The organism is Caballeronia sp. LZ029 (assembly GCF_031451275.1).
GTDB classification, from domain to species: Bacteria; Pseudomonadota; Gammaproteobacteria; order Burkholderiales; family Burkholderiaceae; genus Caballeronia; species Caballeronia jiangsuensis.
The window spans coordinates 824,162-847,769 of record NZ_JARUXO010000001.1; the positions used below are offsets into that span (position 1 = coordinate 824,162).

The following is a 23,608-nucleotide window of genomic DNA, read 5'->3' on the forward strand; positions in this document are numbered from 1 at the left end:
AATATCCCAAAAATATTGCCGGGTACGTATCAAGATTATGCGGATGCGCTGATGCGGGAAAGGGGATGCGTGCGAAACGCGATGAAGCGGGGAAGAAGCGGGCGGCGCAGAGAGGCCGCCCGGAAGAATTTACCGGACCGTCGAACGCAGCTTGCGCTTGAAACGGATACTGGCCGCGACCAGCACGAAAATCAGCGCAAACGCGATGAGCGACCATTGCGGCAGCGACAGACCGAGAATCGGCGGATACGGCGTTTCGCACAGACCCGCGACTTTGAACACCTGCGGCAGCCAGCTTGCGGGCGGCAGACCGTCGACGATCGGCTGGAGGGCATCGAAACCGCAACTGAAGCCGGGATGCGATTGCACATACACATGACGCACGGCGGTGGCGAGTCCGCCGAGCGCGGAAATCGCGACGAGCGTTTCCAGCAGCGCGATGCCGCGCCAGTTGCGGAACGCCGCCCCGAGGAACGCGAAGATCGCGATCAGCACGAAGAAATAGCGCTGGATGATGCACAGCGGGCAGGGATCTTCGCCGTGAAAGAATTGCAGATACAGCGCGCCGCCGACGAGACCGAGACTGACGAAACCAAGCAATACGAGCAGGCGGCGCTCGCGGCGCATCACCCGGTCGTCCTGATGCATCGTGAAGTGATTCAAAGAGTTGTTCATTATTTCGCAACGATTCGAGAAGGAAGCACCTGAGTTGCGTGGGTATCGCGGTGAATTCTAGCGCGAACGCCCGATACGCAAAATCAGCCGCGATGTTCTGACGGTTTTCGGGCCGCTCAGCGCGTCGTCGCCAGCACGGCTTCGACCGCGCGTCCGATCGACAGCAGGGTGTCGTCGGCGTTCGGCGCGCCCGCGAGCATCAGGCCGACGGGCGCCTCGCCGCGCGGATGGCAGGGCAACGATAGCGCGCAGGCATCGAGAAAATTGAAGGCGGTCGGATTGCGCAGGATCAGAGCGTTGGTGCGCGTGAAGGCGTCGTCGTCGGCTTCCAGATCGGCGATGCGCGGCGGCAGCACCGGCACCGTCGGACAGACGATCGCGTCGAAACGCTGCCAGAGCGTCGTGCGGGCCGCCTCGATCATCGCGTCGCGCGCTTCGCACAAGTCGATGTAGTCGGCCGCGCTCGCCGCTTCCGCGCGCTTCAGACGCGCGAGCACGCGCGGGTCGTATTCGTCGCCGCGCTCGGCCATCAGCTTCCGGTGCCACGCGTACGCCTCGATCGCCACGAGCGGATAGCGGCTGATTTCCGGCAGTCTGTCGAGCGGCGCGAAACGCACGTCTTCCACCAGCGCGCCCGCGGCGGCCAGATGATTGATCGCCGCGGCGACCGCGCTCGCGACGGGAGATTCGACGCCATCGGTCACGTAGTTCGTGAGCACGCCGAGGCGCACGCCGTCGAGCGGGCGCGTCGCGGGCACGCCGGGGTCGCGTCCGGCGAGAATGCGGTCGACGAGCGCGCAGCACGCGACCGACGTGCCGATCGGCCCGAACGAATCGAGCGTCTTCGAGAGCGGCACGCCGCCTTGCTTCGGAATGCGGCTCGCGGTCGGCTTGAAGCCGGTGAGGCCGCACAGCGCGGCGGGAATGCGGATAGAGCCGCCGGTGTCGGTGCCGAGCGCGACGGCGGCCATGCCGTCCGCCACCGACGCCGCCGCACCCGACGACGACCCGCCCGCGATGCGCGCGTCGCCCGGCACGTCGGCGTGCCACGGGGAGCGCGGCGTGCCGTAATGCGGGTTGAGTCCGAGGCCGGAGAAGGCGAATTCGCTCATGTTGGTGCGCCCGACGATCACCGCGCCCGCGCGGCGCAGGCGCGCGACAGCGACGGCGTCGGCCTTGGCGGGAGGCGCATCGCGCAGCGCTTTCGAGCCGGCGCGCGTCACTTCGCCTTCGATATCGAAGAGATCCTTGATCGACACCGGAATGCCCGCGAGCGGCGAGAGCACGGTGCCGGCGCGGCGCAGTGCGTCGTGGGCATCGGCGGCGGCGCGGGCGTGTTCGGCATCGACATGGAGGAAGACGGTCGAGCCTTGGCCCGCAGGATCGGCGATCCGTTCGAGCGCCGCCTCGACGAGCGCGCGGCTCGTCGTGCGGCCGCTTTTCAGATCGACGGCGAGTTGGGCAAGCGGGGCGAACTGCGGCGAAGTGGTGGGCATGGCGTCGGGCAGTGGCGTTGCCTCATGCGAGAAGGCCGGGCACGCCCGGCGCTTCGCATCGGCAGTGAGTGGATGGACGCGCCGTGTCGCAAACCTGGGGCGTCCAAGGTGGCTGTCATTCTAAGCCACCGACGCCGATCGAACACCGCTCAGATCGTGCGCGAGAAACGGCGCAGGCTCGCCTGTCCCAGATAGCGGTCGAATACCGACGCGACGTTGCGCACCAGCATGCGTCCGGCGGGCAGCACGCGGATCGCGTCGTGCGAGAGGTCGATGAGACCGTCGTCGGCCATCGGGGCGAGGCGCGCGAGTTCATCGGCGAAAGCGGACGGGAATTCGATGCCATGCGTCGCCGCGACATCGGCGAAACGCAGCTCGCCGCCGCACATGAGACGCATGATGACGTCGCGGCGGAGTTCGTCGTCGGCGCAAAGTCGCACGCCGCGCGTGATGGCGAGTTCGCCCGCGTCGATCGCGGCGGTGTAATCGGCGAGTTCGCGGGCGTTTTGCGCGTAGACATCGCCGATCTTGCCGATCGACGACGCGCCGATGCCGATCAGATCGCAATCCGCGCGCGTGCTGTAGCCCTGAAAGTTGCGCTGTAGCGTGCCGGCTTCGAACGCGCGCGCGAGCTCGTCGCCGGGCAGCGCGAAATGATCCATGCCGATGTACACATAACCCGCTTCGCACATGCGCGCGATCACACGTTCGAGAATCGCGAGGCGCACGGCGGGCGAGGGCAGCGCGCTTTCATCGATCTGCTTCTGCATCTTGAAGAGCGACGGCATGTGCGCATAGCCGAACACGGACACGCGATCGGGTTTCAGATCGATGATCGCGTCGAGCGTGCGCGAAAAGCTCTCGACGCTCTGATGCGGCAGCCCGTAGATCAGATCGACGCTCACGGACTTGAAACCGTTGTTGCGCGCGGCGTCGAGCACCATCTCCGTCATTTCACGCGGCTGGACGCGATTCACGGCGCGCTGCACGCGCTCGTCGAAGTCCTGCACGCCGAGGCTCAATCGGTTGAAACCAAGCTCGCGCAGCAACGCGATGGTCGCCGGCGATGCCTCGCGCGGATCGACCTCGATCGAATATTCGGCACGCTCGTCGGCGACGAGATTGAAATGCTCGCGCGTCGCGGACATCAGTTCGGCCATCTCGTCGTGCGAGAGGAAGGTCGGCGTGCCGCCGCCCCAGTGAAGCTGCGTGACCGGGCGCGAGGTGTCGAAAAGCGTGGCCTGCAGCGCGAGTTCGCGCTTCATCCGGTCGAGATAGGGGCGTGCGTGCGCACGATTTTTCGTCGCGATCTTGTTGCAGCCGCAGTAGAAGCAGACGGTGTCGCAGAACGGGATGTGGAAATACAGCGATAGATCGGCGTTCGCTTTCGCCTTGCTCGCGGCTTCGCGATAATGCGCGGGGTCGAACGCGTCGGTGAACTGGACGGCGGTCGGATACGACGTGTAGCGCGGGCCTTGCGCGTCGTAGCGCGCGAGCAGATCGGGACGAAAGAACGGAGCGGCGGCAGTCATGTCGGATCTCTGGGAATCGTCCGAGTGTAATCGGGCGATGAGCGCAACATTCGCGTGATACCGTCGCAGCGATTTGACGAAGCGCAAAGATGAGGCGTGGGACAATATCGTTTCTTTTTGCGCGGTTAAGTGTCGCCATGTCGATCGATTCTTCGTCTCATGCCTGCCGGGAAGCGTGCGGTGCGTGCTGCATCGCGCCTTCGATTTCGAGCCCGATTCCGGGGATGCCGCATGGCAAGCGCGCGGGCGAGCGCTGCGTCCAACTGGGCGACGATCTGCGCTGCAGGATTTTCGGCGATCCGCGCAGGCCGGCGTGTTGTTCCGGTTTGCAGCCGTCCGGCGAGATGTGCGGCGAGACGCGTGAATATGCGTTGACGTGGATCGAACGGCTGGAAGCGCAGACGCGGCCCACGCAACTGTCTTGACGATCCGCAGTCGAAGTTCCGAACCGCGCCACGCGGCGCAGACTTGAATAAAGCTTTGGAGGATTACGCATGACGGAACCCGTCGCGCCGCTGCGGCGCCGGTTCGTGCTCGCAGGACTGTTGTCCCTGTCGGCACTCGCATTCACATCGGAGGCACAATCCGCCTCGAACTCGATATTCCCCTTCATTCCGGATCACTACACATTTTCGACACAGCAGGTGCAGGACGCGGTCGCGCGCAAGTTCCCGCTGCAACGCACGGCTTCCCAGATATTCGATGTCGTCCTGAGCAATCCGGTCGTCGGCATGGCGCCGGATCGCAATCGCGTGACGGTGCGTGTCGATGCGCGTCTGTCCACGCCGTTCATGCCGAATCCCGTGATCGGCGCGTTCACGCTCTCGACGCAACTCGCCTACGACGCGCCGAGCCGCTCGGTCATTCTCGTTTCGCCATCCGTTGACAATGCGCAGTTCAGTGGTGACGCCGCGCAGTACAACCAACAGATTGCGTCGGTCGGCGCGCAACTCGCGGCGCAGCTGCTCGACCGCTATCCGATTCACACGTTCAAGCCCGAGGAACTCCAGTTCGCCGGCGTGTCTTACGAACCCGGTACAATCACAGTCCTTACAAACGGCATACGTGTGCAGATTGTTGAGAAGTGAGTCGAAATCTCTGCGCAATGTGCTCCACAAGCAACGGCGATAACGGCGACAAGGGCTGAACGGATGGACTGGATATTGATGGTGAAGGCGCTCATTCTGGGCGTCGTGGAGGGCTTGACCGAATTTCTGCCGGTTTCGAGCACGGGGCATCTGATCGTGGCGGGCAGTTTGCTGAATTTCACCGACGCGCAATCGAAAACCTTCGATGTCGTCATCCAGTTCGGCGCCATTCTCGCCATCTGCTGGGAATATCGCGCGAAGATCGGCTCGGTGGTCACGGGCCTGCCCGTGCGCGCCGACGCGCGGCGCTTCACGCTGAACGTGATCATCGCGACGATTCCGGCCATCGTCCTCGGTCTGCTTTTCGAGAAGGGCATCAAGTCGGTGCTGTTCTCGCCGGTGCCGGTGTCGGTGGCGCTGATCGTCGGCGGCATCGTGATTCTGTGGGCGGAGTCGCGGCAGCGCGAACGCGCCGTCGCCCCGCGCGTGCATTCCGTCGATGATCTTTCCTACGCCGATGCCTTCAAGGTCGGTCTCGCGCAATGCTTCGCGCTGATTCCGGGCACCTCGCGTTCCGGCGCGACGATCATCGGCGGGATGCTGTTCGGCCTCGAACGACGCGTCGCCACGGAGTTTTCGTTTTTCCTCGCCATTCCGATCATCTTCGGCGCGACGCTCTACGAAATGGCCAAGTACTGGCGCACGCTGACCGTGGACGATTTCGGGCTGTTCGCGATCGGTCTCGTCGCGGCCTTCGTCAGCGCCTTCGTCTGCATACGCTGGCTGCTGCGCTACGTCGCGTCGCACGATTTCACCGCGTTCGCGTGGTATCGCATCGGCTTCGGTCTGCTGATCCTGATCGTCGGATACAGCGGCGGTCTGAGCTGGGCCGACTGACCGCGCTTTCGCCGCGCACCATGCAAAACGCCACGGCTTGCCGTGGCGTTTTCGTTTGTGCGCGGCGCTTGAGCGTCGTTTCAGCGGCGGCGGAACATCAAATCCCACACGCCGTGTCCGAGCCGCAGGCCGCGTCGCTCGAACTTCGTCACCGGACGGAAATCGGGGCGCGGCGCGTAGCCGTCCGCGGTGTTTTCCAGCGCAGGCTCGGCGGACAGGACTTCGAGCATCTGCTCGGCATAGTTCTGCCAGTCGGTCGCGAGATGGATATAGCCGCCCGGCTTCATGCGCGACACGAGCAGCGCGACGAACTTCGGTTGGATCAGGCGGCGCTTGTGATGACGCGCCTTGTGCCAGGGATCGGGGAAATAGATGTGCACGCCGTCGAGACTGTCGGGCGCGATCATGTGTTCGAGCACTTCCACGGCGTCGTGCTGAAGAATGCGGATATTGCCGAGCCCCTGCTCGCCGATCAGCTTGAGCAGCGCGCCGACGCCAGGCTCATGCACTTCCACGCCGATGAAGTCATCGCCGGGACGCGCGGCCGCGATCTCCGCGGTGGTCGCGCCCATGCCGAAGCCGATCTCCAGCACGCGCGGCGCCTGTCGGCCGAAGAGCGCATCCCAGTCGCCGGGCTGCGGCGTGTAGGGCACGACATAGCGCGGACCGAGATCGTCGATTGCGCGCTGCTGGCCCGGCGATACACGGCCCGCCCGCGTGACGAAACTGCGGATGCGGCGATGGCGCAGCGTGGCATCTTCGCCGATGTTGACGTCGGGCTGATCGTTGCCGTCGGCGCCGGCGTCGTCGTGGGGATCGTGGTTCATGAGGCGATGCTGGAAACAGATGCGCGAAACTAAAAAGCCGCCCAAACGTGACTCGGGGCGGCTTTCGCTGGATGTCTGGAGCGGGCGATGGGAATCGAACCCACGTCTGTAGCTTGGGAAGCTACGGTAATGGCCATTATACGACGCCCGCATGAGGCGGCTATTGTAAGCGCAACGCGCCGCGAGGCGCAATTGCGCTTCCGGCTCAGATCCCGAACAGCGTCATCGATACGGCGACGCGCGTCACGACCATCAACAGCACCTGCACGATCACGAACAGCAGGATCGGCGAAAGATCGATGCCGCCGAGCCGCGGCAGAATGCGCCGCAGCGGATCGAGGAACGGCGCGGTGATTTGGTACAGCAGCGGCATCGCCGGCGATTGCGGATTGAGCCATGAAAGCAGCGCCATCAGGATCGTCACCCAGATGATCAGATTCAGCGCCCACTTGACGACGGTCAGCAGCGCGACGAGCAGGAGGATCGGCACCATGAGCGTCGGATCGACGCCAGCGAGCACGACCATCAGCGTGACATACACAGCCGATGCGATGAACGCCGCGACGATGCTTGCCCAGTCGATCTTTCCGCCAGGCAGAATCTTGCGCAGCGGCAGGACGATCCAGTTGGTCGCCTGCATCACGGCGTTCGAAACGGGGTTGTAGGGCGGCATGCGCACGACCTGAATCCACGCGCGAAGCAGGAGCGCCGCGCCGAACAGGGTGAACAGGGTGTTGAGCAGAAAACGGGCGATATCGCCGAACATCTCGGGTCCTCTAGGATGCGTGCGCAGTGTCGCGACTTGCGCCGGGTCGTATTGACGAAAAGGTGAAGGAAAGCGGAGGCGCTAGCGGGCGAAGATCCGCCTGATGGTGGTCTCGGAGCGGCGGCCGCCTGCGCGGCGCGAATCGGGAATGCTGACCTTGATCATTGTTCGTTCTCTGGACTTGAATATCGTGCCGAAGCCAACGCGGTGCGCGGCGCATCATGCGCGATCCGCGCGTATGGACCCGTGCCGTTCGATGAAGCTTCGCGATTCACTGCATGCGGCGACTCGAATTCCCCGCCCAGCAGGCGTGCCTGATGGGGTGCCGGACGTCACCATAACATGGCTTTAATGCGGCTTGGGGACGTTGTCGCACGTGGCGGAAGCGATTCTCCGGACAATCACATGAAAGGCAAGTGAAAGTCGTCGACGCGGCCGGTTTGGGCACCCGACGCCAGCAACTGAAAACCCTAGTGTTGCCAATTTGAGACGATCGCGAAAAGGCGCATTTCACGCAAAACTGGCAGGATATAAATACGGAAAGCGAAAGAGCAAGTCGAAGCGCAGCGCGCTATTGTTTCTATTGGCAGCTTTTCCCCGGCCCCAAAGGGCATATTTTCTGCTGTGTGTGGTAAGGCGCACATCTACTTGAATGATTGGTTTCTTTGCGAACATCGAGGAACGGACAGGCGCTCAATACTAAACAGAACACGGATTCAGCGGGAGGCGGCATGCGGCCAAGGCCGTCGCTCTCCCTTCAGGTTTCATTCGCTACGTTCGGAGGTCGCCATGAGCATTTTCTCTTATCGAAAGCATCTGCGATTCTTGAGCCAGGCCCAGCGGCGTCGCTGGTGGGACCAGAAAAAGCGCCTGACGCCCCGGGTCGTGATCGGTGGGGCGTATGTTCCGCCAAACGTCACGCGTGAATTCGCTTATGTGAAAGTCGGCTGAAACGCGCGTCGTTTTAAGACTTTCGCGCAATACATTAAGAGCCCCGCCGGATGCATTGTCCGGCGGGGCTTTTTCGTTCATTTGTAAATATAAGTTACGCGGTTTTAAGCGCTCGAATCGCGCAACGTCGCGCACACGGCGCAGACCTCCGCCGAACGGCCGATCCGCGTGCACTTGCAGGCGACGCCGGCCTTTCAAATTCGCGCCGACGTTAAGGAACTTGCAATTTGCAACAAATGGCTCCTGCGACCGACCGTGTTTTTCGATAAATTGATCTCATACCGTCACTCGTGAGCCGTGGGAATCGGCCAACACGCGAAGCGGCGAGGAGAACGAAAGTGAAAAAGCTCGGTGGTTTGTTGGTTGCTGGTGCGCTCGGTGCCGGTTTCGTCGGTGCCGCACAGGCGCACGTTTCTATTGGCGTGGGCATCGGGGTGCCGGCCTATCCGGTCTATGCCGCGCCGCCTGCACCGGTCTATGTGGCTCCGCCGCAGCCCGTGTACGTCGCGCCGCCGCCGCCCGTGGTGTATGCGCCGCCGCCTGCCGTCGTCGTGGGTGGCTACGGCGGTGGCTATGGCTACTACGGCCGTCCGTACTACCGGCATCACGGCTACTACCGTCACGGTCCGGGCTGGCGTTACTGATCGGTCCGAGCGACGAATCCTGAAGGCGATGCAACTTTGCATCGCCTTTTTCGTTTGAAGGGCGCTTTTGAATTCCGCCGATGGAACTGGGAGAATGGTGATCCCCTTCACGTCGCGCTCTCATGCCAATGTCCTCTCTTCCCGCCCCGACTTTCGATGACGTCGCCGATGCCGCCCGGCGCATCGAGGGCGTCGCCCATCGCACGCCCGTCCTGACTTCCCGCACCGCCGATGCCATCGCGGGCGCGTCGCTCTTTTTCAAGTGCGAAAACTTCCAGCGCATGGGCGCGTTCAAGTTTCGCGGCGCGTACAACGCGCTCTCGCATTTCGACGACCGGCAGCGCGCCGCCGGCGTCATCACCTACTCGTCGGGCAATCACGCGCAGGCGATCGCGCTGTCCGCGAAGCTCGCTGGCATCCGCGCGACGATCGTGATGCCCGAGGACGCGCCCGCCGCGAAGATGGAAGCGACGCGCGGTTACGGCGGCGAGGTGATCACGTACGACCGCTACACGCAGAACCGCGAGGAAATCGGCCGCAAGCTCGCCGAGGAGCGCGGCATGACGCTGATTCCGCCTTACGATCATCCGCATGTCATCGCGGGGCAGGGCACGTCGGCGAAGGAACTGATCGAGGAAACCGGTCCGCTCGATTATCTGTTCGTGTGTCTGGGCGGCGGCGGGCTCATCGGCGGATGCGCGCTCGCGGCGGCGGCGCTGTCGCCGGACTGCAAGGTGATCGGCGTCGAGCCGGAAGCGGGCAACGACGCGCAGCAATCGCTCGCGCGCGGCGAGATCGTGCATATCGACGTGCCGCGCACCATCGCCGATGGCGCCGCGTCCACGCATGTCGGCGAATACAACTTCCCGATCATCCAGCGTCACGTGGACCGGATCGTCACCGTCAGCGACGCGCAGTTGATCGAGACGCTGCGCTTCTTCGCGCAACGCATGAAGATGGTCGTCGAGCCGACCGGTTGTCTCGCGGCAGCGGCCGTGCTGCAGAAGGTCGTGCCGGTCGAAGGCAAGCGGGTCGGCGTGATCGTGTCGGGCGGCAACGTCGATCTCGCGAAGCTGGCTCAGTTCGTCGCGTGATGGCGCGTCGTCATGAAGTCGCGTTGACGATCAGATCGCGGTAGCCGTTGACGATCACGCTGTACGCGAAGTACGCGAAGAGCGCGGCGGACATCACGTGGCACGCGCGCAGGAGGCGGGTTCCGGCGCGCTTTCTGCCGTGGCTCGCGAGCGTGCAGATGAAGATCGTCCAGCCGAGTCCGCCGCAGAAGAAGCCGATCAGAAACACGGACGCGGAGACGGGACCCGTCGCGCCGGACTTGGCGATGAGCGCGCCGCCGACCGCCGCGAACCACAGGATCGCGCTCGGCGACGACACCGCGAGCAGGCATCCGCGCAGGAAGCTTTTCAAGTGCCGGGGACGCGGCACGGTGAGATCCGCCTCGCCTTCGACGGGCGGCGCGGACGCGGGATTGAGCGCCTCGCGCGCCATCTTCCACGTCAGGAAGAGCAGGACGATCGCGCCGCCGATCCACACGACCCATCGCACCGCGGAAAACTGCAACAGCGCCGACATGCCCGCGAGCGCGAGCATCGCGTAGACGAGATCGCCGAAACACGTGCCCAGGCCGAGCACGAGCCCCGGTTTGAAGCCGTGCGACAGCGCGAGCGAAATGATCGCGACATTGGCGATCCCGATATCCAGACACAGCGACAGCGACAGAAAAAAACCGTCCGACAGCAACGACCACGAGTGCATGTTTTTATTGATGGTTGTGAAGCGTGAAGCTCACGTCGAGACGGCCGGTCGGCACGTTCATCGTGTTGCGCGTCGGCGGATTGCGGAAGGCGGCGAGCGCGTCGCGCTGCTGTTGCGTACCGATGCAAAGCGTATCGACCACATGGACGACCACCGCGTTCAGCACCGACGTGTTGCCGTCCTCGACCTTCACCGCGATGCCGATCGGACCTTCATCGCGGCGCACGCCGATCGCATAGCTCGCATCCGCGCCCGTCTTGCCGACGAGCGCGCCGCCGAACGCCTGCATCAACAGCGTGCAGAAGCGTCCTTCGCCCGCGACGAGTTCCGGATGCGACGTCATCGCGCGATGGATGCGCCCGAGCGGCGAGCCTTCCGGCGCGGCGGCGATCTTCATATAGAGCCGCGCGAGACGGTCGAGCGGAAACGCGGGCGTCGGCAGATTGCAGCCGTCGATGGCCCATTGCACGTCGTCGTCGGCGAGATCGACTGCGTGCGCGACCGTCTGCTTCACGCGCGCCTGGAGCGGATGATCGGGCAAGTGGTAATCGGCGAGCGGTGCGTTCATCGCCCGGGCGCCCGCGAGCATGCCGGCGTGCTTGCCGGAACAGTTGCTGCACGCGGCCGTCGGCGTGAAGTCGCGCCTGATCCAGTCCTTGAACACGGCGTCCGAAATCGGCGGATGGCCGCCGCAGCGCAGATCGCTTTCGCTCGCGTTCGATTTGGCGAGCATCGCGAGCGCGCGCTCGATATGGCGCGGCTCGCTGCTATGCGATCCGCACATCAGCGCGAGGTCTTCGTCGGTGAAACCGAAGCGCTCGAGCGCGCCCGTTTCGATGACCGCGAGCGCCTGCGCGGGCTTCGCCGCCGAGCGCGGCAGCGTCACGCGATGCGGATCGCCGAAGGAATGCACGATGCGCCCGTTCGCATCGACAACCGCGACGTGCGCCGTGTGCGTGTTCTCGATGACATCGCCTCGATAAAGCGTGGCCGCGATCATGATTTATCCAGTCCGAGTTCAGTCCACAGCGCATCGACGCGACGCTTCACCGCTTCATCCATGACGATCGGGCGGCCCCACTCGCGATTCGTCTCACCAGGCCATTTGTTGGTCGCATCGAGTCCCATCTTCGAGCCGAGGCCCGCCACCGGCGACGCGAAATCGAGATAGTCGATCGGCGTGTTGTCGACCATCACGGTGTCGCGCGTCGGATCGACTCGCGTCGTGATGGCCCAGATGACTTCCTTCCAGTCGCGCACGTTCACGTCCTCATCCACCACGACGATGAACTTCGTATACATGAACTGCCGCAGGAAGCTCCACACGCCGAACATGACGCGCTTCGCGTGGCCGGGGTAGCTCTTCTTCATCTGCACGATCGCCATCCGATAGCTGCAACCTTCGGGCGGCAGATAGAAATCGGTGATCTCGGTGAACTGCTTCTGCAGGAGCGGCACGAACACTTCGTTCAGCGCGACGCCGAGCACCGCGGGCTCGTCGGGCGGCTTGCCGGTGTAGGTGGAATGGAACAGCGCGTCGCGGCGCATCGTGATCTTTTCGACGGTGAAGACCGGGAACCACTCCTGTTCGTTGTAGTAGCCGGTGTGATCGCCGTATGGACCTTCGAGCGCATGTTCGTATTTCGCCGCCGCGGACGCCGACGGACGCGGCGGCGCGCCTTCGGGCGCGGGCGGCGGCGTGCCGTCTTGCGGATAGATGAAGCCTTCGAGCACGATCTCGGCGCGCGCCGGCACCTGAAGCGTATCGACGCCCGGCGTCAGGCACTTCGCGAGTTCGGTGCGCGAGCCGCGCAAGAGGCCGGCGAACTGATATTCGGACAACGAATCGGGTACGGGCGTCACGGCGCCGAGGATCGTCGCGGGATCGGCGCCGAGCACGACCGCCACCGGATACGGCTTGCCGGGATTCGCGAGCGCGAATTCGCGGAAGTCGAGCGCGCCGCCGCGATGCGCGAGCCAGCGCATGATGAGCTTGTTGCGCCCGATGAGCTGCTGCCGATAGATGCCGAGATTCTGGCGCGGCTTGTTCGGCCCGCGCGTGACGGTGAGTCCCCACGTCAGCAGCGGTCCGGCGTCGCCGGGCCAGCATGTCTGGATCGGCAGCCGGTTGAGATCGACGTCCTGGCCTTCCCACACTACTTCCTGGCAGGGCGGCGCGCTGACCGACTTCGGCGCCATGTCCCACACGGCCTTCGCGAGCGAGAGCAGTTTGCCCGCGTCCTTCAGGCCTTTCGGCGGCTCGGGTTCCTTGAGCGCGGAAAGCAGCCTGCCGACATCGCGCAGCGAACTCAGCGCGGCGACGTCGCTGCCGAGGCTGACATCGGCGCCGCTCTGCGCTTCGGTTTCGATACCCATGCCGAGCGCGACGCGCCGCGTCGTGCCGAAGAGGTTGGCGAGCACGGGCATCGTGTGGCCGGTGGGCGCTTCGAACAGCAGAGCGGGTCCGCTCGCGCGCAACACGCGATCGGAGATTTCGGTGATTTCGAGAACGGGGGAAACGGGCTGCCGGATGCGGCGAAGTTCACCGATCGCCTCGAGGCGGGCAGTGAAGTCGCGCAGATCTTTGTATTTCATCGATGGTCGAAATTGGACTCGAAGCCGCCGGAGCACGAGACTCGACGGGCGGGACGGCTGCGCGCAAGGCGATTGTCGATTTTACCTGCGACAGCGTCGGTGCGTTGGGCGACATTCAGCAAATTCCGCTGGGAATCGCCCGGCGGACGTGGTTTTCGAGTGCTGAACGCTGTTCAATATAACTGTAAGTAATTGAAACACAAGTCTTTAGCATTGACGGATAATTAAACCCTGATAGAATCAGCTCGCATCTCTTGCAGGTTTTGAAACTTTTTACCTTCGCCTCAGGTCTTTCTTGACGCAACATGCGTCGCCTGCGCCGCTCCTGCCCGGCGATTCATGGTGTTTGGTTGTCATGCCGGCGTTTCTCACGCCGGTTTTTCGCGTGGAAGGCCACCCGCGCATTGAGGGCACGCAGTTCGTGCCGCGCAACCCGGCAGTCTTTTGCCGGGTCGGCTTTCCAGACGGCGCATGCCGTATCCCCGATGCCGCTTACGCTTGCCGAGAGCGAGCGGTGTCTGATTTGCGCTCCGAATACGCGCTTTATTCGTATTCATCTGCGCAAATCATGCAACATTGGGAGTATCGATGAACACTTCGGTTTGGTGGGGTTCCGACACCCGCGCCGCGCAGATCATGCGCATCGCGCTCCGTCGCGGACGCCGTTTGAGTCACCATGTCTTCGCGATGGTCGGTTGTGCCGCCGTCGTCAGCGCGCTCGCACTGTGGTTGCTGCCTTCGTGGCGCACGAACTTTGCCGCAAAGATCATGCCTTTCGTGTCGGCCGCCGTTCAGGCGGGACCGGCCCGCCTGCTCGCGGGCCAGCCGCTGCCGCCGTTCTCGGCGGTGCATCATCCGGCTGGAGACGCCTCGCTGCCCGTGAACGTCGCCGCGAACACCGCGCCGTCGGACAGCCGCAAGGCGCCGTCGACGGGGCCATCGCTCGGCGCCGCAGCCGGCGACGACGCAAGCACGCATCAGCTCACCGGCGGCATCAGCCTCGCCGTGTCGCCCAACGGGCTCGACCCGCGCACCATGCCGTCCGTCGGCATGCTGGCGAGCATGATCCCCGCGCAACGTGTCGTCGCCGACGCACGCGACGACCGGGTGCTCGTTTCGACGCGCGAGCAGAAGCTCGTTTCGAACTTCATCGCGCGGCGTTATCGCGTGGCCGAAGAGCCGGTTGCAGAACTCGTTCGCGCCGCGTTCGACACGGGCCGCGAAGTCGGGCTCGATCCGCTGCTGCTGCTGTCCGTCATGGCGATCGAATCGGGCTTCAATCCGTACGCTGAAAGCGGCGTCGGCGCTCAGGGCCTGATGCAGGTGATGTCGAAGGTTCATTCCGACAAGTTCGAATACTTCGGCGGCTCGCACGCAGCGCTCGATCCGCTCGCGAACATCAAGGTCGGCGCGCTCGTGCTGAAGGATTGCATCGCGCGCGGCGGTTCGGTTGCGGGTGGTCTGCGCTACTACGTCGGCTCGTCGACGCAGGACGACGGCGGTTACGGCGCGAAGGTGCTGGCCGAGCGTACGCGTCTGCGCGATGTCGCGCGCGGCCGCAACGTGCCGATCAACGCGCCGCAAGCGCCGGTTCAGGCCGCGCCGAAGCAGGTTCTGGCCTCGACCGCCGCGGACAAGCGCGTTCACGTGACCATCGATTCGAAGAAGTCGGTCTCGCAGGACGAAGGCGACGCGGAAACGAAGCACGTCGCATCGGCGGAGTTCGGCGCTTAAGCTTTTCGTCGGACGCAAAGAAAAAGGGCACCTTTCGAGGTGCCCTTTTTTCGTTCCTGCGATGCGCTTTTATCGGCGGAATAGCGTGCCCAGCCGCTCGACCGCTTCCTCCAGCTTCGAGTACGCCGTCGCATACGACAGACGGATGTAGCGTTCCGGCGCATGAAAGCCGAAATCCACGCCCGGCACGAGCACGACGCCCGCGTCGTGGAGCATCGAATGCGTGAGCGCGTCGCTGTTGCCGGCGGCGGGGTGATGAACCGTCGTCGTATCGGCGTAGACGTAGAACGCGCCGTCGGGCACCACCGGCACGCCGAAGCCGAGCGAACGCAGCGCCGGCACGATGTAATCGCGCCGCCGCTTGAATTCGAGGCGGCGCGATTCGTAGATCGCAATCGTCTGCGGCTCGAAACACGCGAGCGCCGCGTGCTGGGCCAGCGCCGACGCGCAGATGAACAGATTCTGCGACAGCTTTTCGACCGCGCTCACCATTGCAGGCGGCACGACGAGCCAGCCGAGCCGCCAGCCGGTCATGTTGAAGTACTTGGAGAAGCTGTTCACGGTGACGACACCGTCGCCGAAGGAGAGGGCGGACACCGGCTTCGCGTCGTAGCTCAAACCCTGATAGATCTCGTCGACGATCGTGAAGCCGCCGTGCGCACGCACCTTATCGACGATACGCCGGAGTTCGTCCGGCTCGATCGATGTGCCCGTCGGATTCGACGGCGACGCGAGCAGCACGCCGCGCGTGGCCGGTCCCCAGTTTTCTTCGACATGCTCCGCCGTCAACTGAAAGCGCTCGGCCGGACCGCTCGCGATGAGCACCGGCTTGCCATCCGCCGCCGACACGAAATGCCGGTTGCACGGATAGCATGGATCGGGCATCAGCACTTCGTCGCCGTGATCGACGAGCGCCATGCACGCGAGCAAGAGCGCCGCCGACGCGCCCGCCGTGACGACGATGCGCTCCGGGTCAACGGTGAGGCCGAACGTATCGCGATAATGCCGCGCGATCGCCTCGCGCAGCGGCGTGATGCCGAGCGCGTTGGTGTATTGCGTGACGCCGCGCTTCAACGCATCGGCGGCGGCGTGGATCACGGGCTCGGGCGCGGTGAAGTCCGGCTCGCCGATGCTCATGTGGATGATGTCGCGGCCCGCGCGCTCGAGCGCCTGAGCCTCTTTCATCAGTTCCATCACATAGAACGGCTCGATCGCATCGACACGCGACGCAAGCCGGACGAGCGGTTCCGCACCCTGGTTCATTTAGGCTCCGCGTCCGCGCGCCTGCGCCTCGGTGGGACGCATCGCGACGGCGAGCTTGTCGAGCACGCCGTTCACATACTTGTAGCCGTCCGAGCCGCCGAAGGTCTTCGTCAGCTCGACCGCCTCGTTGATGACGACGCGATACGGCACGTCGATGTGGTGCTTGAACTCGAACGCGGCCACCAGCAGCACCGCGCGCTCGACCGGCGACAACTGCTCGATCGGGCGGTCGAGGCACGGCTGCAACTGCTCGGACAGCGCGGCGGATTCCTTGATCACGCCATGCAGGATCGCGTCGAGATGCGCCTGATCGGCCTTGTCGAAGCCTTGCGCGTTGCGCAGTTGCGCGTCGATTTCGCCGGCGGGCGCACCCGACAGCAACCATTGATAAAGCCCTTGCGTCGCGAGTTCGCGCGAACGGCGTCGAGCGCTCTTCATGCGCGGTCCTCGTCTTCTTCGTCTTCGTCTTCATCGTCGCCGTCGAGCTGTTCGAGCGCGACGGAGAGATTCGCCATTTCGACCGCCACGCGTGCGGCGTCGCGGCCCTTTTCGGTCATGCGGGCGACGGCCTGCTCGTCGTTCTCGGTCGTCAGCACGGCGTTCGCCACCGGAATGCCGAAATCGAGCGCGATGCGCGAGATGCCCGAGCCGCTTTCGTTCGACACGAGCTCGAAGTGATACGTCTCACCGCGCACGACGGCGCCGAGCGCGATCAGCGCATCGAACTGGCCGGATTCCGCGAGCTTCTGCAGCGCGAGCGGAATTTCGAGCGCGCCCGGCACGGTGACGAGCAGCACGTCCTGGCCGATCACGCCGAGGCGCTCCAGCTCCTCGATGCACGCGTCGGCGAGGCCGTTGCACACCGGTTCGTTGAAGCGCGACTGCACGATGCCGATGCGCAGGCCGTCGCCGTCGATATTCGGCTGGTATTGTCCGATTTCCATGAATGGTCCTTCCCTTGGAATTGTGTGGAATAGGGTTGTGCGGCCGGCGGTCTCAGACCGAGCGCAACTGGGTGATGGCGGTTTCCGTCGGCGCGGCGGTGGCCGGGCAGCCGGGCATCGGCACGAAGCCCGTCACTTCGAGCCCGTAGCCCGACATGCTGCCGAGTTTGCGCGGCGTCGCGAGCACTTCCATCTTGCCGACGCCGATATCGCGCAGAATCTGTGCGCCGATGCCATAGGTCTTGAAGTCGATCGGGCGGCGCTTGAGTTCGGCCGCCTTGTCCTTCTGGTCGAACGCGCGGAACACGTCGACGAGATGTTCCTTCGTGTCGCCGCAATTAAGCATGACGATCGCGCCGAGATCGCGCGCGGCGATTTCCTTCATGGCGGCGTCGATGGTCCACGAGTGCGTCGACGAATCGATTTCGAGCAGATCGAGCACCGAGAGCGGCTCGTGCACGCGCACCGGCGTGTCGCGGTCGGGATGCGGCGTGCCGCGCACGAGCGCGATATGCGGCGAGTGCGTCGGCTCGTCGCGATACAGCACCGCGCGGAACGGGCCGTGCGCGGTCTGCATCGTGCGTTCGCAGACTTTCTCGATGATCGATTCGGTGCGGCTCCGGTAGTGGATCAGATCGGCGATCGTGCCGATCTTGATGCCGTGCTGCTGGCCGAATTCGATGAGGTCCGGCAGGCGCGCCATCTCGCCGTCGTCCTTGATGATCTCGCAGATGACCGCGGCGGGCGTGAGACCCGCGAGCGCGGTCAGGTCGCAACCGGCTTCCGTGTGGCCCGCGCGCACGAGCACGCCGCCCGGCTGCGCCATGATCGGGAACACGTGGCCCGGCTGCACGATATGCTCGGCGCGCGCGTCGTGCGCGACCGCCGCGGCGATCGTCTTCGCCCGGTCCGAGGCGGAAATGCCGGTCGTCACGCCTTCGGCCGCTTCGATGCTGACCGTGAAGGCCGTGCCGTACTGCGTCCCGTTGCGGTGCGTCATGAGCGGCAGATTCAGTTGCCTGCAGCGCTCCTGCGTGAGCGTGAGGCAGATGAGGCCGCGGCCGTGCTTCGCCATGAAATTGATGGCTTCGGGCGTGACGAATTCGGCGGCGACGACGAGATCGCCTTCATTTTCGCGGTCTTCTTCGTCGACGAGGATCACCATCCGGCCGGCTTTCAGTTCAGCGATGATCTCAGGAGTGGAGGCGAGCGACATGATGACGTCCCGTGCGGGGTCCGGTTTGGGGAAAGCGCGTATTTTACGCCACGGCCGATGGACAGTCGCTGAAATCGGCGGGCAGTCGGGCGGGAGGGCTTCGTTGCAAAACGAGCAGCCCCGGCGCCCGGCAAAAGAGGCTCAGATCACTGCGCGCTCATCATCCGTTCGACATAGCGCGCGATCAGATCGATTTCCAGATTGACCTTCGCGTCTTTGGCGAGCGCCTTGAGCGTCGTGACTTCGACGGTATGCGGAATCAGGTTGATGGAAAACTCGCAGCCGTCGGCGCGGTCGCTGACGGAGTTCACGGTGAGACTCACGCCGTTCACCGTCACCGAACCTTTGTAAGCCAGATATTTGCCGATGTCCTTCGGCGCGACGATGCGCAATTCATGCGATTCGCCGACGGGCTCGAATTTCGACACGACGCCCAGTCCATCGACGTGGCCGGAGACGAGATGCCCGCCGAGCCGGTCGTGCGCGCGCAACGCCTTCTCCAGATTCACTTCGATGCCCGCATCGCCGAGCCCGACCGTCTTGTCGAGACTTTCGCGCGACACGTCGACATCGAATGCATCGGCCGACTTCCTGATCACCGTCATGCACGCGCCCTGGATCGCGATGCTGTCGCCGAGTTCGACATCGGCGAGATCGAGATCGCCCGCGGCGACCGTCAGACGAACGCCCGCTTCCGGCTCCGAACCGAGCGGCGTGACTTTCTCGATGCGGCCCACCGCCGCGACAATTCCTGTAAACATCGCTTCGTTCCTTGAATCGGTGTGCAATCAGCTCGCAGCGATCGACTCGACGAAGCGCGCGAGTATGCGCAGATCGTCGCCCAGCCGGTCGATACGATGAAATTTCAGATGCGGCCGCGCATCGAGCGTTGCGGGCGGCGCGAAGTCGAACATGCCGGGCGCGTTGCCCAGCAGGCTCGGCGCGAGATACACCAGCAATTCGTCGACGCAGCCCTCGCGCAGCAGCGAGCCGTTCAGTTTGTGACCCGCTTCCACGTGCAACTCGTTGATGCCGCGATCGGCGAGCGCGGTGAGCATCGCGGGCAGATCGACCTTGCCGTGCTCGTTCGACAGCTCGATCAGGTCCGCGCCTTTCTCACGCAGCGCGTCGATGCGCGCCGGATCGGCGTCGGCGGCATGGAAGATCCACGGCGGCGCGCCTTCGAGAATGCGCGCTTCCTTCGGCACGTCGAGACGGCTGTCGATCAGCACGCGTTGCGGCTGGCGCGGCGTGTCCACCGCGCGCACGGTCAGTTGCGGATTGTCCTCGCGCACCGTGCCGATGCCCGTCAGGATCGCGCAGGCGCGAGCGCGCCACGCGTGGCCGTCGGCGCGCGCGTCCTCGCCGGTGATCCACTGGCTTTCGCCCGTCGGCAGGCCGGTGCGGCCGTCGAGCGTGGCCGCGACTTTCATGCGCACCCACGGACGGCGGCGCGTCATGCGCGACACGAAGCCGATGTTCATCTCCTGCGCCTCGTTCGCGAGCAGCCCGCAGCGCACGTCGATGCCCGCATCGCGCAGCATCGTGAGGCCGCGACCGGACACCGACGGATTCGGGTCTTCCATCGCGGCGATCACTTTTTCGACGCGCGCGTCGATGAGCGCGTGCGCGCACGGCGGCGTGCGCCCGAAATGGCTGCACGGTTCGAGCGACACATACGCCGTCGCGCCGCGCGGATCTTTGCCGCGCGAACGGGCGTCCTTGAGCGCCTGCACTTCGGCGTGATCCTGGCCGGCCGGCTGCGTGTAGCCCATGCCGATCACTTCGCCGTTCTTGACGAGCACGCAGCCGACGCGCGGATTCGGCGTGGTCGTGTACATGCCCTTCGAGGCGAGCGCGAGCGCGCGCTCCATGTGGGTGAAGTCGGTTTGCGAGAACATCGGCGCGGTCCGCGAGCGTCAGGCGGCGAGCGACGCGAACGCGCCGCGCGCGGCGTCGATGGTCGCGTCGATCACGGCGTCGTCGTGCGCGCTCGACACGAAACCCGCTTCGAACGCCGACGGCGCGAAGTACACGCCTGCATCGAGCATCGCGTGGAAGAACGCGTTGAAGCGTTTAGTGTCGCCCTGCTGGATCTGCGCGAAGCTGCCCGGCACCGCATCCATGAAATACAGGCCGAACATGCCGCCGATCGAATCCGCGGAAAAGGGCACTTTCGCATCGCGGGCGGCGGCCGTCAGGCCGTCGACCAGCTTGCGCGTCTGCTTCGCGAGATCGTCGTAGAAACCGCGGCGCTGGATCAGTTGCAGCGTCTTGAGGCCCGCGGCCACGGCGATCGGATTGCCCGACAGCGTGCCTGCCTGATACACGCCGCCCAAAGGCGCGAGATGGGCCATGATGTCGCGGCGTCCGCCGAATGCCGCCGCCGGCATGCCGCCGCCGATGACCTTGCCGAGACACGTGAGGTCCGGCTTGATGCCGTAGACCTCTTGCGCGCCGCCGAGCGCGACGCGGAAACCGCACATCACTTCGTCGAAGATCAGCACCGCGCCGTACTCGCTGCAGCGCTCGCGCAGCGCGTTGAGGAACTCGGGCGTCGCGCGCACGAGATTCATGTTGCCCGCGACCGGCTCGACGATCACCGACGCGATCTCGGCGCCAAACGCCCTGAACGCCTCGTCGAGCTGCTCGACGTTGTTGTACTCGAGCACGGTCGTGTGCTTCGCGATATCGGCGGGCACGCCCGCGGAAGTCGGATTGCCGAACGTCAGCAGGCCGGAGCCGGCCTTCACGAGCAGGCTGTCCGCGTGACCGTGATAGCAGCCCTCGAACTTGATGATGCGGCTGCGGTTCGTGAAGCCGCGCGCGAGGCGCAGCGCGCTCATCGTCGCTTCGGTGCCGGAGGAGACCATGCGCACCTGTTCGATCGACGGCACGAGCTTGCAGATTTCCTCGGCGATCTCGATTTCGGCTTCCGTCGGCGCGCCGAAGGAAAAGCCGTTCGCGAGCACGCGCTGCACGGCGTCGAGCACTTCGGGATGGACGTGGCCGAGGATCATCGGGCCCCACGAGCCGATGTAGTCGATATAGCGTTTGCCGTCCGCATCCCAGAAATACGCGCCTTCTGCGCGCTCGATGAAGCGCGGCGTGCCGCCGACCGAGCGGAACGCGCGCACCGGCGAGTTCACGCCGCCGGGAATGGTTCGCTGGGCGCGTTCGAAGAGAACTTGATTCTTGGACATGGATGAAGGCCTGCGCTGAAAGTGGAAGCGGGAATCGCGAAGGGCGGACCGGGCTCGCGCGGCGACGAGCGCGGCGTGCGAGACGCGCGGTCCGGCGCGAAAAAACGATGCTGAAATTGTACCGGAGTCGTTGCGAACGGGCGGTGTCGCGCCTATGACGACGATGATCGTTTCGCGGGCGCGGACGGCGCGGGAGGCTGCGAGCGACGTCCGGTTCGCGCGGTCCAGAGCTTTTCCAGCGCGCCCTCGGCCATCGGCTTGATGAGCGTGCCGGACATCTGCGCGTCCCACGTCTGCACGGAGAACGGATGCGCCCGCAATTCGTCGCGCGTGACGACGACTTCCTCGTGCGCATCGACGAGCCAGTCGTACACGAAGTCGATGCACAGCCGGTAGCCGCGTTTGCTCGCGGCGTCGGGCACTTCGTAAGGCGCGCGCGTCACCCAGCCCGACGCGAACACGCCCTTCGGCTCCTGCGACACGCGATGCACGAACACGCGATCGCCCGGCAGGAGCCCGCGCGCGGTCCCGCAGCCCCACACGTCGGCGACGGCATCGCCCACGGCGACGCGCCGCGCGATGTCGGGCAACTCGGGCCACGGCCACTTTTTGGGGCTCCAGATCAGCAGAAAGGCGGTCATCGCGTCGATGGAATGGGAAGGAAAACGAGAGACGAGCTTAGCGCAACGCGGCGCTCAGGGCCGGATCACGGCGGGGCGTCGCGTACAATGACCGATCGCTTGCGCGGCACGAGGCCGTGTCGCATCCACTCATCCCCGTCTTGCGAACTCCATGTCCGACACCACCCGTCGCCGGCCCGATGGCCGGCTGATCCTGTTGCTCGGCGCGCTCGCCGCGTGCGGCCCGCTGTCGATCGACATGTATCTGCCGAGCCTGCCTTCGCTCGCCGCCTCGTTCGGCACGAGCCCGGCCGCCGCGCAGAGCACGCTCACGAGCTTCATGTTCGGCTTCTCGTTCGGCATGCTGCTCTATGGCCCGATGTCCGACGCCTACGGCCGCCGGCCCGTCCTGCTCGGGGGCATCGCGCTGTACGCGCTCGCGAGCATCGGCTGCGCGGTGGCGTTTTCCATCGATGCGCTCGTCCTCGTGCGCTTTCTGCAGGCGCTCGGTGCGGGCGCGGCGTCGGTGCTCGCGCGCGCCATCGCCCGCGATGCCCACGAGCCGGGCGACGCCGCCCGCGTGCTGTCGATGCTTTCCATCGTCACGTCGATCGGACCGTTGCTCGCGCCGCTGATCGGCGGGCAATTGCTGCTGCTCGGCGGCTGGCGGGTCGTGTTCGTCGCGCTGACGCTCTTCGGCCTGACCTGCGCGGTGACCGCCTTTCTGCGCGTGCCCGAGACCTGGCCGAAAGAGAAGCGCGCGAGCGCGGCGGTGGGCAAGTCGTTCGCCGCGTATGGCCATCTGCTGACCGATCCCGTCACGTGGGGCCACATGATGTGCGGCGGCATGGCGTTCGCGTCGATGTTCGCGTACATCACCGCGACGCCGTTCGTCTATATCGATTACTTCCACGTGAAGCCGCAGTACTACGGGCTGCTGTTCGGGCTGAACATCATCGGGATCATCGCGGGGAATGTGCTCAACACGAAGTTCGTCGGCCGCGTCGGCGCGATGAAGATGATCTCGGCCGCGTCGGTCGTGAGCGTCGCGGCGGCGCTCGCGGTCGCGCTCGTGTCGCTGACGGGCTGGGGCGGCTTGTGGTCGATCGTGGCGACGCTGTTTTTCGTCGTCGGCGTGGTCGGATTGCTGTCGGCCAATTGCACGACCGAACTGATGCACCGCTATCCGCGCAACGCGGGCGCGGCCGCCGCCGTCTTCGGCGCGATGCAACTCGCGCTCGGCGCGCTCGCGAGTCTCGCGGTCGGGTTCTTTCACGATGTATCGCCGCACGGCATGGGTATCGTGATCGGCGTATGCGGCGTGCTGACCTTTGCCGGGCGCACGCTGGTGCTGCGCTCGCATGCGGTGCCGGTAAAGGTCTGA

General features: G+C 65.0%; 24 protein-coding genes and 1 tRNA gene. 8 read left to right on the forward strand and 17 right to left on the reverse strand.

Features of this window, described 5'->3' with window-relative positions:
- Positions 1 to 129: 129 nt before the first annotated feature.
- From QCE73_RS03820 to hemN, 3 genes are all read right to left on the reverse strand, one after another.
- On the reverse strand, positions 130 to 648 hold the full coding sequence (locus QCE73_RS03820; RefSeq protein ID WP_309881904.1) for a disulfide bond formation protein B: 519 nt from the start codon (positions 646 to 648) through the stop codon (positions 130 to 132).
- A gap of 143 nt (positions 649 to 791) precedes the next feature.
- Positions 792 to 2,171, reverse strand: a complete 1,380-nt coding sequence (locus QCE73_RS03825) for an amidase (protein ID WP_309879860.1) — start codon at positions 2,169 to 2,171, stop codon at positions 792 to 794.
- A 149-nt stretch (positions 2,172 to 2,320) separates the two neighbouring features.
- The gene (gene hemN, locus QCE73_RS03830) at positions 2,321 to 3,703 is read right to left on the reverse strand and encodes an oxygen-independent coproporphyrinogen III oxidase (RefSeq protein ID WP_309879862.1); all 1,383 of its coding nucleotides are present in this window, start codon (positions 3,701 to 3,703) and stop codon (positions 2,321 to 2,323) included.
- A 137-nt stretch (positions 3,704 to 3,840) separates the two neighbouring features.
- On the opposite strand from hemN, the gene QCE73_RS03835 reads away from it, so the two are divergent.
- From QCE73_RS03835 to QCE73_RS03845, 3 genes are all read left to right on the forward strand, one after another.
- Complete coding sequence (locus QCE73_RS03835; RefSeq protein ID WP_035505380.1) at positions 3,841 to 4,128, forward strand: YkgJ family cysteine cluster protein; 288 nt, start codon at positions 3,841 to 3,843, stop codon at positions 4,126 to 4,128.
- A gap of 69 nt (positions 4,129 to 4,197) precedes the next feature.
- Positions 4,198 to 4,791, forward strand: a complete 594-nt coding sequence (locus tag QCE73_RS03840) for a DUF1439 domain-containing protein (protein WP_309879865.1) — start codon at positions 4,198 to 4,200, stop codon at positions 4,789 to 4,791.
- Between the two features lie 63 nt (positions 4,792 to 4,854).
- Positions 4,855 to 5,688 carry an undecaprenyl-diphosphate phosphatase gene (locus QCE73_RS03845; RefSeq protein WP_035505387.1) on the forward strand — a complete coding sequence of 278 codons (834 nt, stop codon included), beginning with the start codon at positions 4,855 to 4,857 and terminating at the stop codon, positions 5,686 to 5,688.
- Between the two features lie 80 nt (positions 5,689 to 5,768).
- Here the strand turns inward: QCE73_RS03845 and trmB are convergent, their stop codons facing one another.
- From trmB to QCE73_RS03860, 3 genes are all read right to left on the reverse strand, one after another.
- A complete protein-coding gene (trmB, locus tag QCE73_RS03850; protein ID WP_309879867.1) occupies positions 5,769 to 6,515 on the reverse strand; it encodes a tRNA (guanosine(46)-N7)-methyltransferase TrmB in 747 nt (248 codons plus the stop codon).
- 76 nt (positions 6,516 to 6,591) lie between these two features.
- Positions 6,592 to 6,666: transfer RNA gene (locus QCE73_RS03855), tRNA-Gly, on the reverse strand.
- A gap of 54 nt (positions 6,667 to 6,720) precedes the next feature.
- The gene (locus tag QCE73_RS03860; protein WP_035505394.1) at positions 6,721 to 7,281 is read right to left on the reverse strand and encodes a YggT family protein; all 561 of its coding nucleotides are present in this window, start codon (positions 7,279 to 7,281) and stop codon (positions 6,721 to 6,723) included.
- Positions 7,282 to 8,070: 789 nt separating this feature from the next.
- Here QCE73_RS03860 and QCE73_RS03865 point away from each other — a divergent pair.
- From QCE73_RS03865 to QCE73_RS03875, 3 genes are all read left to right on the forward strand, one after another.
- Positions 8,071 to 8,232, forward strand: a complete 162-nt coding sequence (locus QCE73_RS03865; protein WP_016344705.1) for a hypothetical protein — start codon at positions 8,071 to 8,073, stop codon at positions 8,230 to 8,232.
- A gap of 338 nt (positions 8,233 to 8,570) precedes the next feature.
- Positions 8,571 to 8,876: a hypothetical protein gene (locus QCE73_RS03870; RefSeq protein WP_035505397.1), complete on the forward strand. Its 306-nt coding sequence runs from the start codon at positions 8,571 to 8,573 to the stop codon at positions 8,874 to 8,876.
- Between the two features lie 128 nt (positions 8,877 to 9,004).
- On the forward strand, positions 9,005 to 9,970 hold the full coding sequence (locus QCE73_RS03875) for a threo-3-hydroxy-L-aspartate ammonia-lyase (RefSeq protein ID WP_238288165.1): 966 nt from the start codon (positions 9,005 to 9,007) through the stop codon (positions 9,968 to 9,970).
- A 10-nt stretch (positions 9,971 to 9,980) separates the two neighbouring features.
- Here the strand turns inward: QCE73_RS03875 and QCE73_RS03880 are convergent, their stop codons facing one another.
- Genes QCE73_RS03880 through QCE73_RS03890 form a run of 3 tightly spaced genes read right to left on the reverse strand, consistent with a single transcriptional unit; the run spans position 9,981 to position 13,244 of the window.
- Complete coding sequence (locus QCE73_RS03880) at positions 9,981 to 10,649, reverse strand: LysE family transporter (protein WP_309879869.1); 669 nt, start codon at positions 10,647 to 10,649, stop codon at positions 9,981 to 9,983.
- Positions 10,650 to 10,653: 4 nt separating this feature from the next.
- The gene (locus QCE73_RS03885; RefSeq protein ID WP_309879870.1) at positions 10,654 to 11,649 is read right to left on the reverse strand and encodes an asparaginase; all 996 of its coding nucleotides are present in this window, start codon (positions 11,647 to 11,649) and stop codon (positions 10,654 to 10,656) included.
- Positions 11,646 to 13,244: a UbiD family decarboxylase gene (locus QCE73_RS03890; protein WP_309879871.1), complete on the reverse strand. Its 1,599-nt coding sequence runs from the start codon at positions 13,242 to 13,244 to the stop codon at positions 11,646 to 11,648. Before QCE73_RS03890 ends, QCE73_RS03885 begins: the two co-directional genes overlap by 4 nt.
- A 588-nt stretch (positions 13,245 to 13,832) precedes the next feature.
- Here QCE73_RS03890 and QCE73_RS03895 point away from each other — a divergent pair.
- Positions 13,833 to 14,978, forward strand: a complete 1,146-nt coding sequence (locus tag QCE73_RS03895; RefSeq protein ID WP_035505414.1) for a transglycosylase SLT domain-containing protein — start codon at positions 13,833 to 13,835, stop codon at positions 14,976 to 14,978.
- Between the two features lie 69 nt (positions 14,979 to 15,047).
- Here the strand turns inward: QCE73_RS03895 and QCE73_RS03900 are convergent, their stop codons facing one another.
- The 8 genes from QCE73_RS03900 to QCE73_RS03935 form a co-directional block, all read right to left on the reverse strand.
- Positions 15,048 to 16,241 carry a pyridoxal phosphate-dependent aminotransferase gene (locus QCE73_RS03900; protein ID WP_309879872.1) on the reverse strand — a complete coding sequence of 398 codons (1,194 nt, stop codon included), beginning with the start codon at positions 16,239 to 16,241 and terminating at the stop codon, positions 15,048 to 15,050.
- A complete protein-coding gene (nusB, locus tag QCE73_RS03905) occupies positions 16,242 to 16,679 on the reverse strand; it encodes a transcription antitermination factor NusB (protein ID WP_035505419.1) in 438 nt (145 codons plus the stop codon). It abuts the gene before it with no gap.
- The gene (ribH, locus tag QCE73_RS03910; protein ID WP_035505424.1) at positions 16,676 to 17,185 is read right to left on the reverse strand and encodes a 6,7-dimethyl-8-ribityllumazine synthase; all 510 of its coding nucleotides are present in this window, start codon (positions 17,183 to 17,185) and stop codon (positions 16,676 to 16,678) included. Before ribH ends, nusB begins: the two co-directional genes overlap by 4 nt.
- A gap of 52 nt (positions 17,186 to 17,237) precedes the next feature.
- Complete coding sequence (gene ribBA / locus QCE73_RS03915; RefSeq protein WP_187607199.1) at positions 17,238 to 18,401, reverse strand: bifunctional 3,4-dihydroxy-2-butanone-4-phosphate synthase/GTP cyclohydrolase II; 1,164 nt, start codon at positions 18,399 to 18,401, stop codon at positions 17,238 to 17,240.
- A 146-nt stretch (positions 18,402 to 18,547) separates the two neighbouring features.
- Positions 18,548 to 19,162 (reverse strand): riboflavin synthase, encoded by a 615-nt coding sequence (locus tag QCE73_RS03920; protein WP_309879875.1) that lies wholly within the window; start codon positions 19,160 to 19,162, stop codon positions 18,548 to 18,550.
- Positions 19,163 to 19,189: 27 nt separating this feature from the next.
- Entirely contained in the window at positions 19,190 to 20,302 is a 1,113-nt protein-coding gene (ribD, locus tag QCE73_RS03925; RefSeq protein WP_035505432.1) for a bifunctional diaminohydroxyphosphoribosylaminopyrimidine deaminase/5-amino-6-(5-phosphoribosylamino)uracil reductase RibD, read from the reverse strand.
- A gap of 18 nt (positions 20,303 to 20,320) precedes the next feature.
- Positions 20,321 to 21,604 carry a glutamate-1-semialdehyde 2,1-aminomutase gene (gene hemL, locus QCE73_RS03930; protein ID WP_035505435.1) on the reverse strand — a complete coding sequence of 428 codons (1,284 nt, stop codon included), beginning with the start codon at positions 21,602 to 21,604 and terminating at the stop codon, positions 20,321 to 20,323.
- Positions 21,605 to 21,756: 152 nt separating this feature from the next.
- Positions 21,757 to 22,245: a hypothetical protein gene (locus QCE73_RS03935; protein ID WP_309879876.1), complete on the reverse strand. Its 489-nt coding sequence runs from the start codon at positions 22,243 to 22,245 to the stop codon at positions 21,757 to 21,759.
- Positions 22,246 to 22,396: 151 nt separating this feature from the next.
- Here QCE73_RS03935 and QCE73_RS03940 point away from each other — a divergent pair, with 151 nt between their 5' ends.
- Positions 22,397 to 23,608 (forward strand): Bcr/CflA family multidrug efflux MFS transporter, encoded by a 1,212-nt coding sequence (locus tag QCE73_RS03940; protein ID WP_309879878.1) that lies wholly within the window; start codon positions 22,397 to 22,399, stop codon positions 23,606 to 23,608.

What these genes read in the sequence shown, in the direction of transcription:
- hemL (WP_035505435.1), bottom strand. Translation starts at nt 21,604, where the DNA reads ATGTCCAAGAATCAAGTTCTCTTCGAACGCGCCCAGCGAACCATTCCC.
- QCE73_RS03820 (WP_309881904.1), bottom strand. Translation starts at nt 648, where the DNA reads ATGCATCAGGACGACCGGGTGATGCGCCGCGAGCGCCGCCTGCTCGTA.
- ribD (WP_035505432.1), bottom strand. Translation starts at nt 20,302, where the DNA reads ATGTTCTCGCAAACCGACTTCACCCACATGGAGCGCGCGCTCGCGCTC.
- QCE73_RS03940 (WP_309879878.1), top strand. Translation starts at nt 22,397, where the DNA reads ATGTCCGACACCACCCGTCGCCGGCCCGATGGCCGGCTGATCCTGTTG.
- QCE73_RS03835 (WP_035505380.1), top strand. Translation starts at nt 3,841, where the DNA reads ATGTCGATCGATTCTTCGTCTCATGCCTGCCGGGAAGCGTGCGGTGCG.
- nusB (WP_035505419.1), bottom strand. Translation starts at nt 16,679, where the DNA reads ATGAAGAGCGCTCGACGCCGTTCGCGCGAACTCGCGACGCAAGGGCTT.
- ribH (WP_035505424.1), bottom strand. Translation starts at nt 17,185, where the DNA reads ATGGAAATCGGACAATACCAGCCGAATATCGACGGCGACGGCCTGCGC.
- QCE73_RS03935 (WP_309879876.1), bottom strand. Translation starts at nt 22,245, where the DNA reads ATGACCGCCTTTCTGCTGATCTGGAGCCCCAAAAAGTGGCCGTGGCCC.
- QCE73_RS03890 (WP_309879871.1), bottom strand. Translation starts at nt 13,244, where the DNA reads ATGAAATACAAAGATCTGCGCGACTTCACTGCCCGCCTCGAGGCGATC.
- QCE73_RS03840 (WP_309879865.1), top strand. Translation starts at nt 4,198, where the DNA reads ATGACGGAACCCGTCGCGCCGCTGCGGCGCCGGTTCGTGCTCGCAGGA.
- QCE73_RS03885 (WP_309879870.1), bottom strand. Translation starts at nt 11,649, where the DNA reads ATGATCGCGGCCACGCTTTATCGAGGCGATGTCATCGAGAACACGCAC.
- trmB (WP_309879867.1), bottom strand. Translation starts at nt 6,515, where the DNA reads ATGAACCACGATCCCCACGACGACGCCGGCGCCGACGGCAACGATCAG.
- QCE73_RS03900 (WP_309879872.1), bottom strand. Translation starts at nt 16,241, where the DNA reads ATGAACCAGGGTGCGGAACCGCTCGTCCGGCTTGCGTCGCGTGTCGAT.
- QCE73_RS03865 (WP_016344705.1), top strand. Translation starts at nt 8,071, where the DNA reads ATGAGCATTTTCTCTTATCGAAAGCATCTGCGATTCTTGAGCCAGGCC.
- ribBA (WP_187607199.1), bottom strand. Translation starts at nt 18,401, where the DNA reads ATGTCGCTCGCCTCCACTCCTGAGATCATCGCTGAACTGAAAGCCGGC.
- QCE73_RS03875 (WP_238288165.1), top strand. Translation starts at nt 9,005, where the DNA reads ATGTCCTCTCTTCCCGCCCCGACTTTCGATGACGTCGCCGATGCCGCC.
- hemN (WP_309879862.1), bottom strand. Translation starts at nt 3,703, where the DNA reads ATGACTGCCGCCGCTCCGTTCTTTCGTCCCGATCTGCTCGCGCGCTAC.
- QCE73_RS03845 (WP_035505387.1), top strand. Translation starts at nt 4,855, where the DNA reads ATGGACTGGATATTGATGGTGAAGGCGCTCATTCTGGGCGTCGTGGAG.
- QCE73_RS03860 (WP_035505394.1), bottom strand. Translation starts at nt 7,281, where the DNA reads ATGTTCGGCGATATCGCCCGTTTTCTGCTCAACACCCTGTTCACCCTG.
- QCE73_RS03825 (WP_309879860.1), bottom strand. Translation starts at nt 2,171, where the DNA reads ATGCCCACCACTTCGCCGCAGTTCGCCCCGCTTGCCCAACTCGCCGTC.
- QCE73_RS03895 (WP_035505414.1), top strand. Translation starts at nt 13,833, where the DNA reads ATGAACACTTCGGTTTGGTGGGGTTCCGACACCCGCGCCGCGCAGATC.
- QCE73_RS03880 (WP_309879869.1), bottom strand. Translation starts at nt 10,649, where the DNA reads ATGCACTCGTGGTCGTTGCTGTCGGACGGTTTTTTTCTGTCGCTGTCG.
- QCE73_RS03920 (WP_309879875.1), bottom strand. Translation starts at nt 19,162, where the DNA reads ATGTTTACAGGAATTGTCGCGGCGGTGGGCCGCATCGAGAAAGTCACG.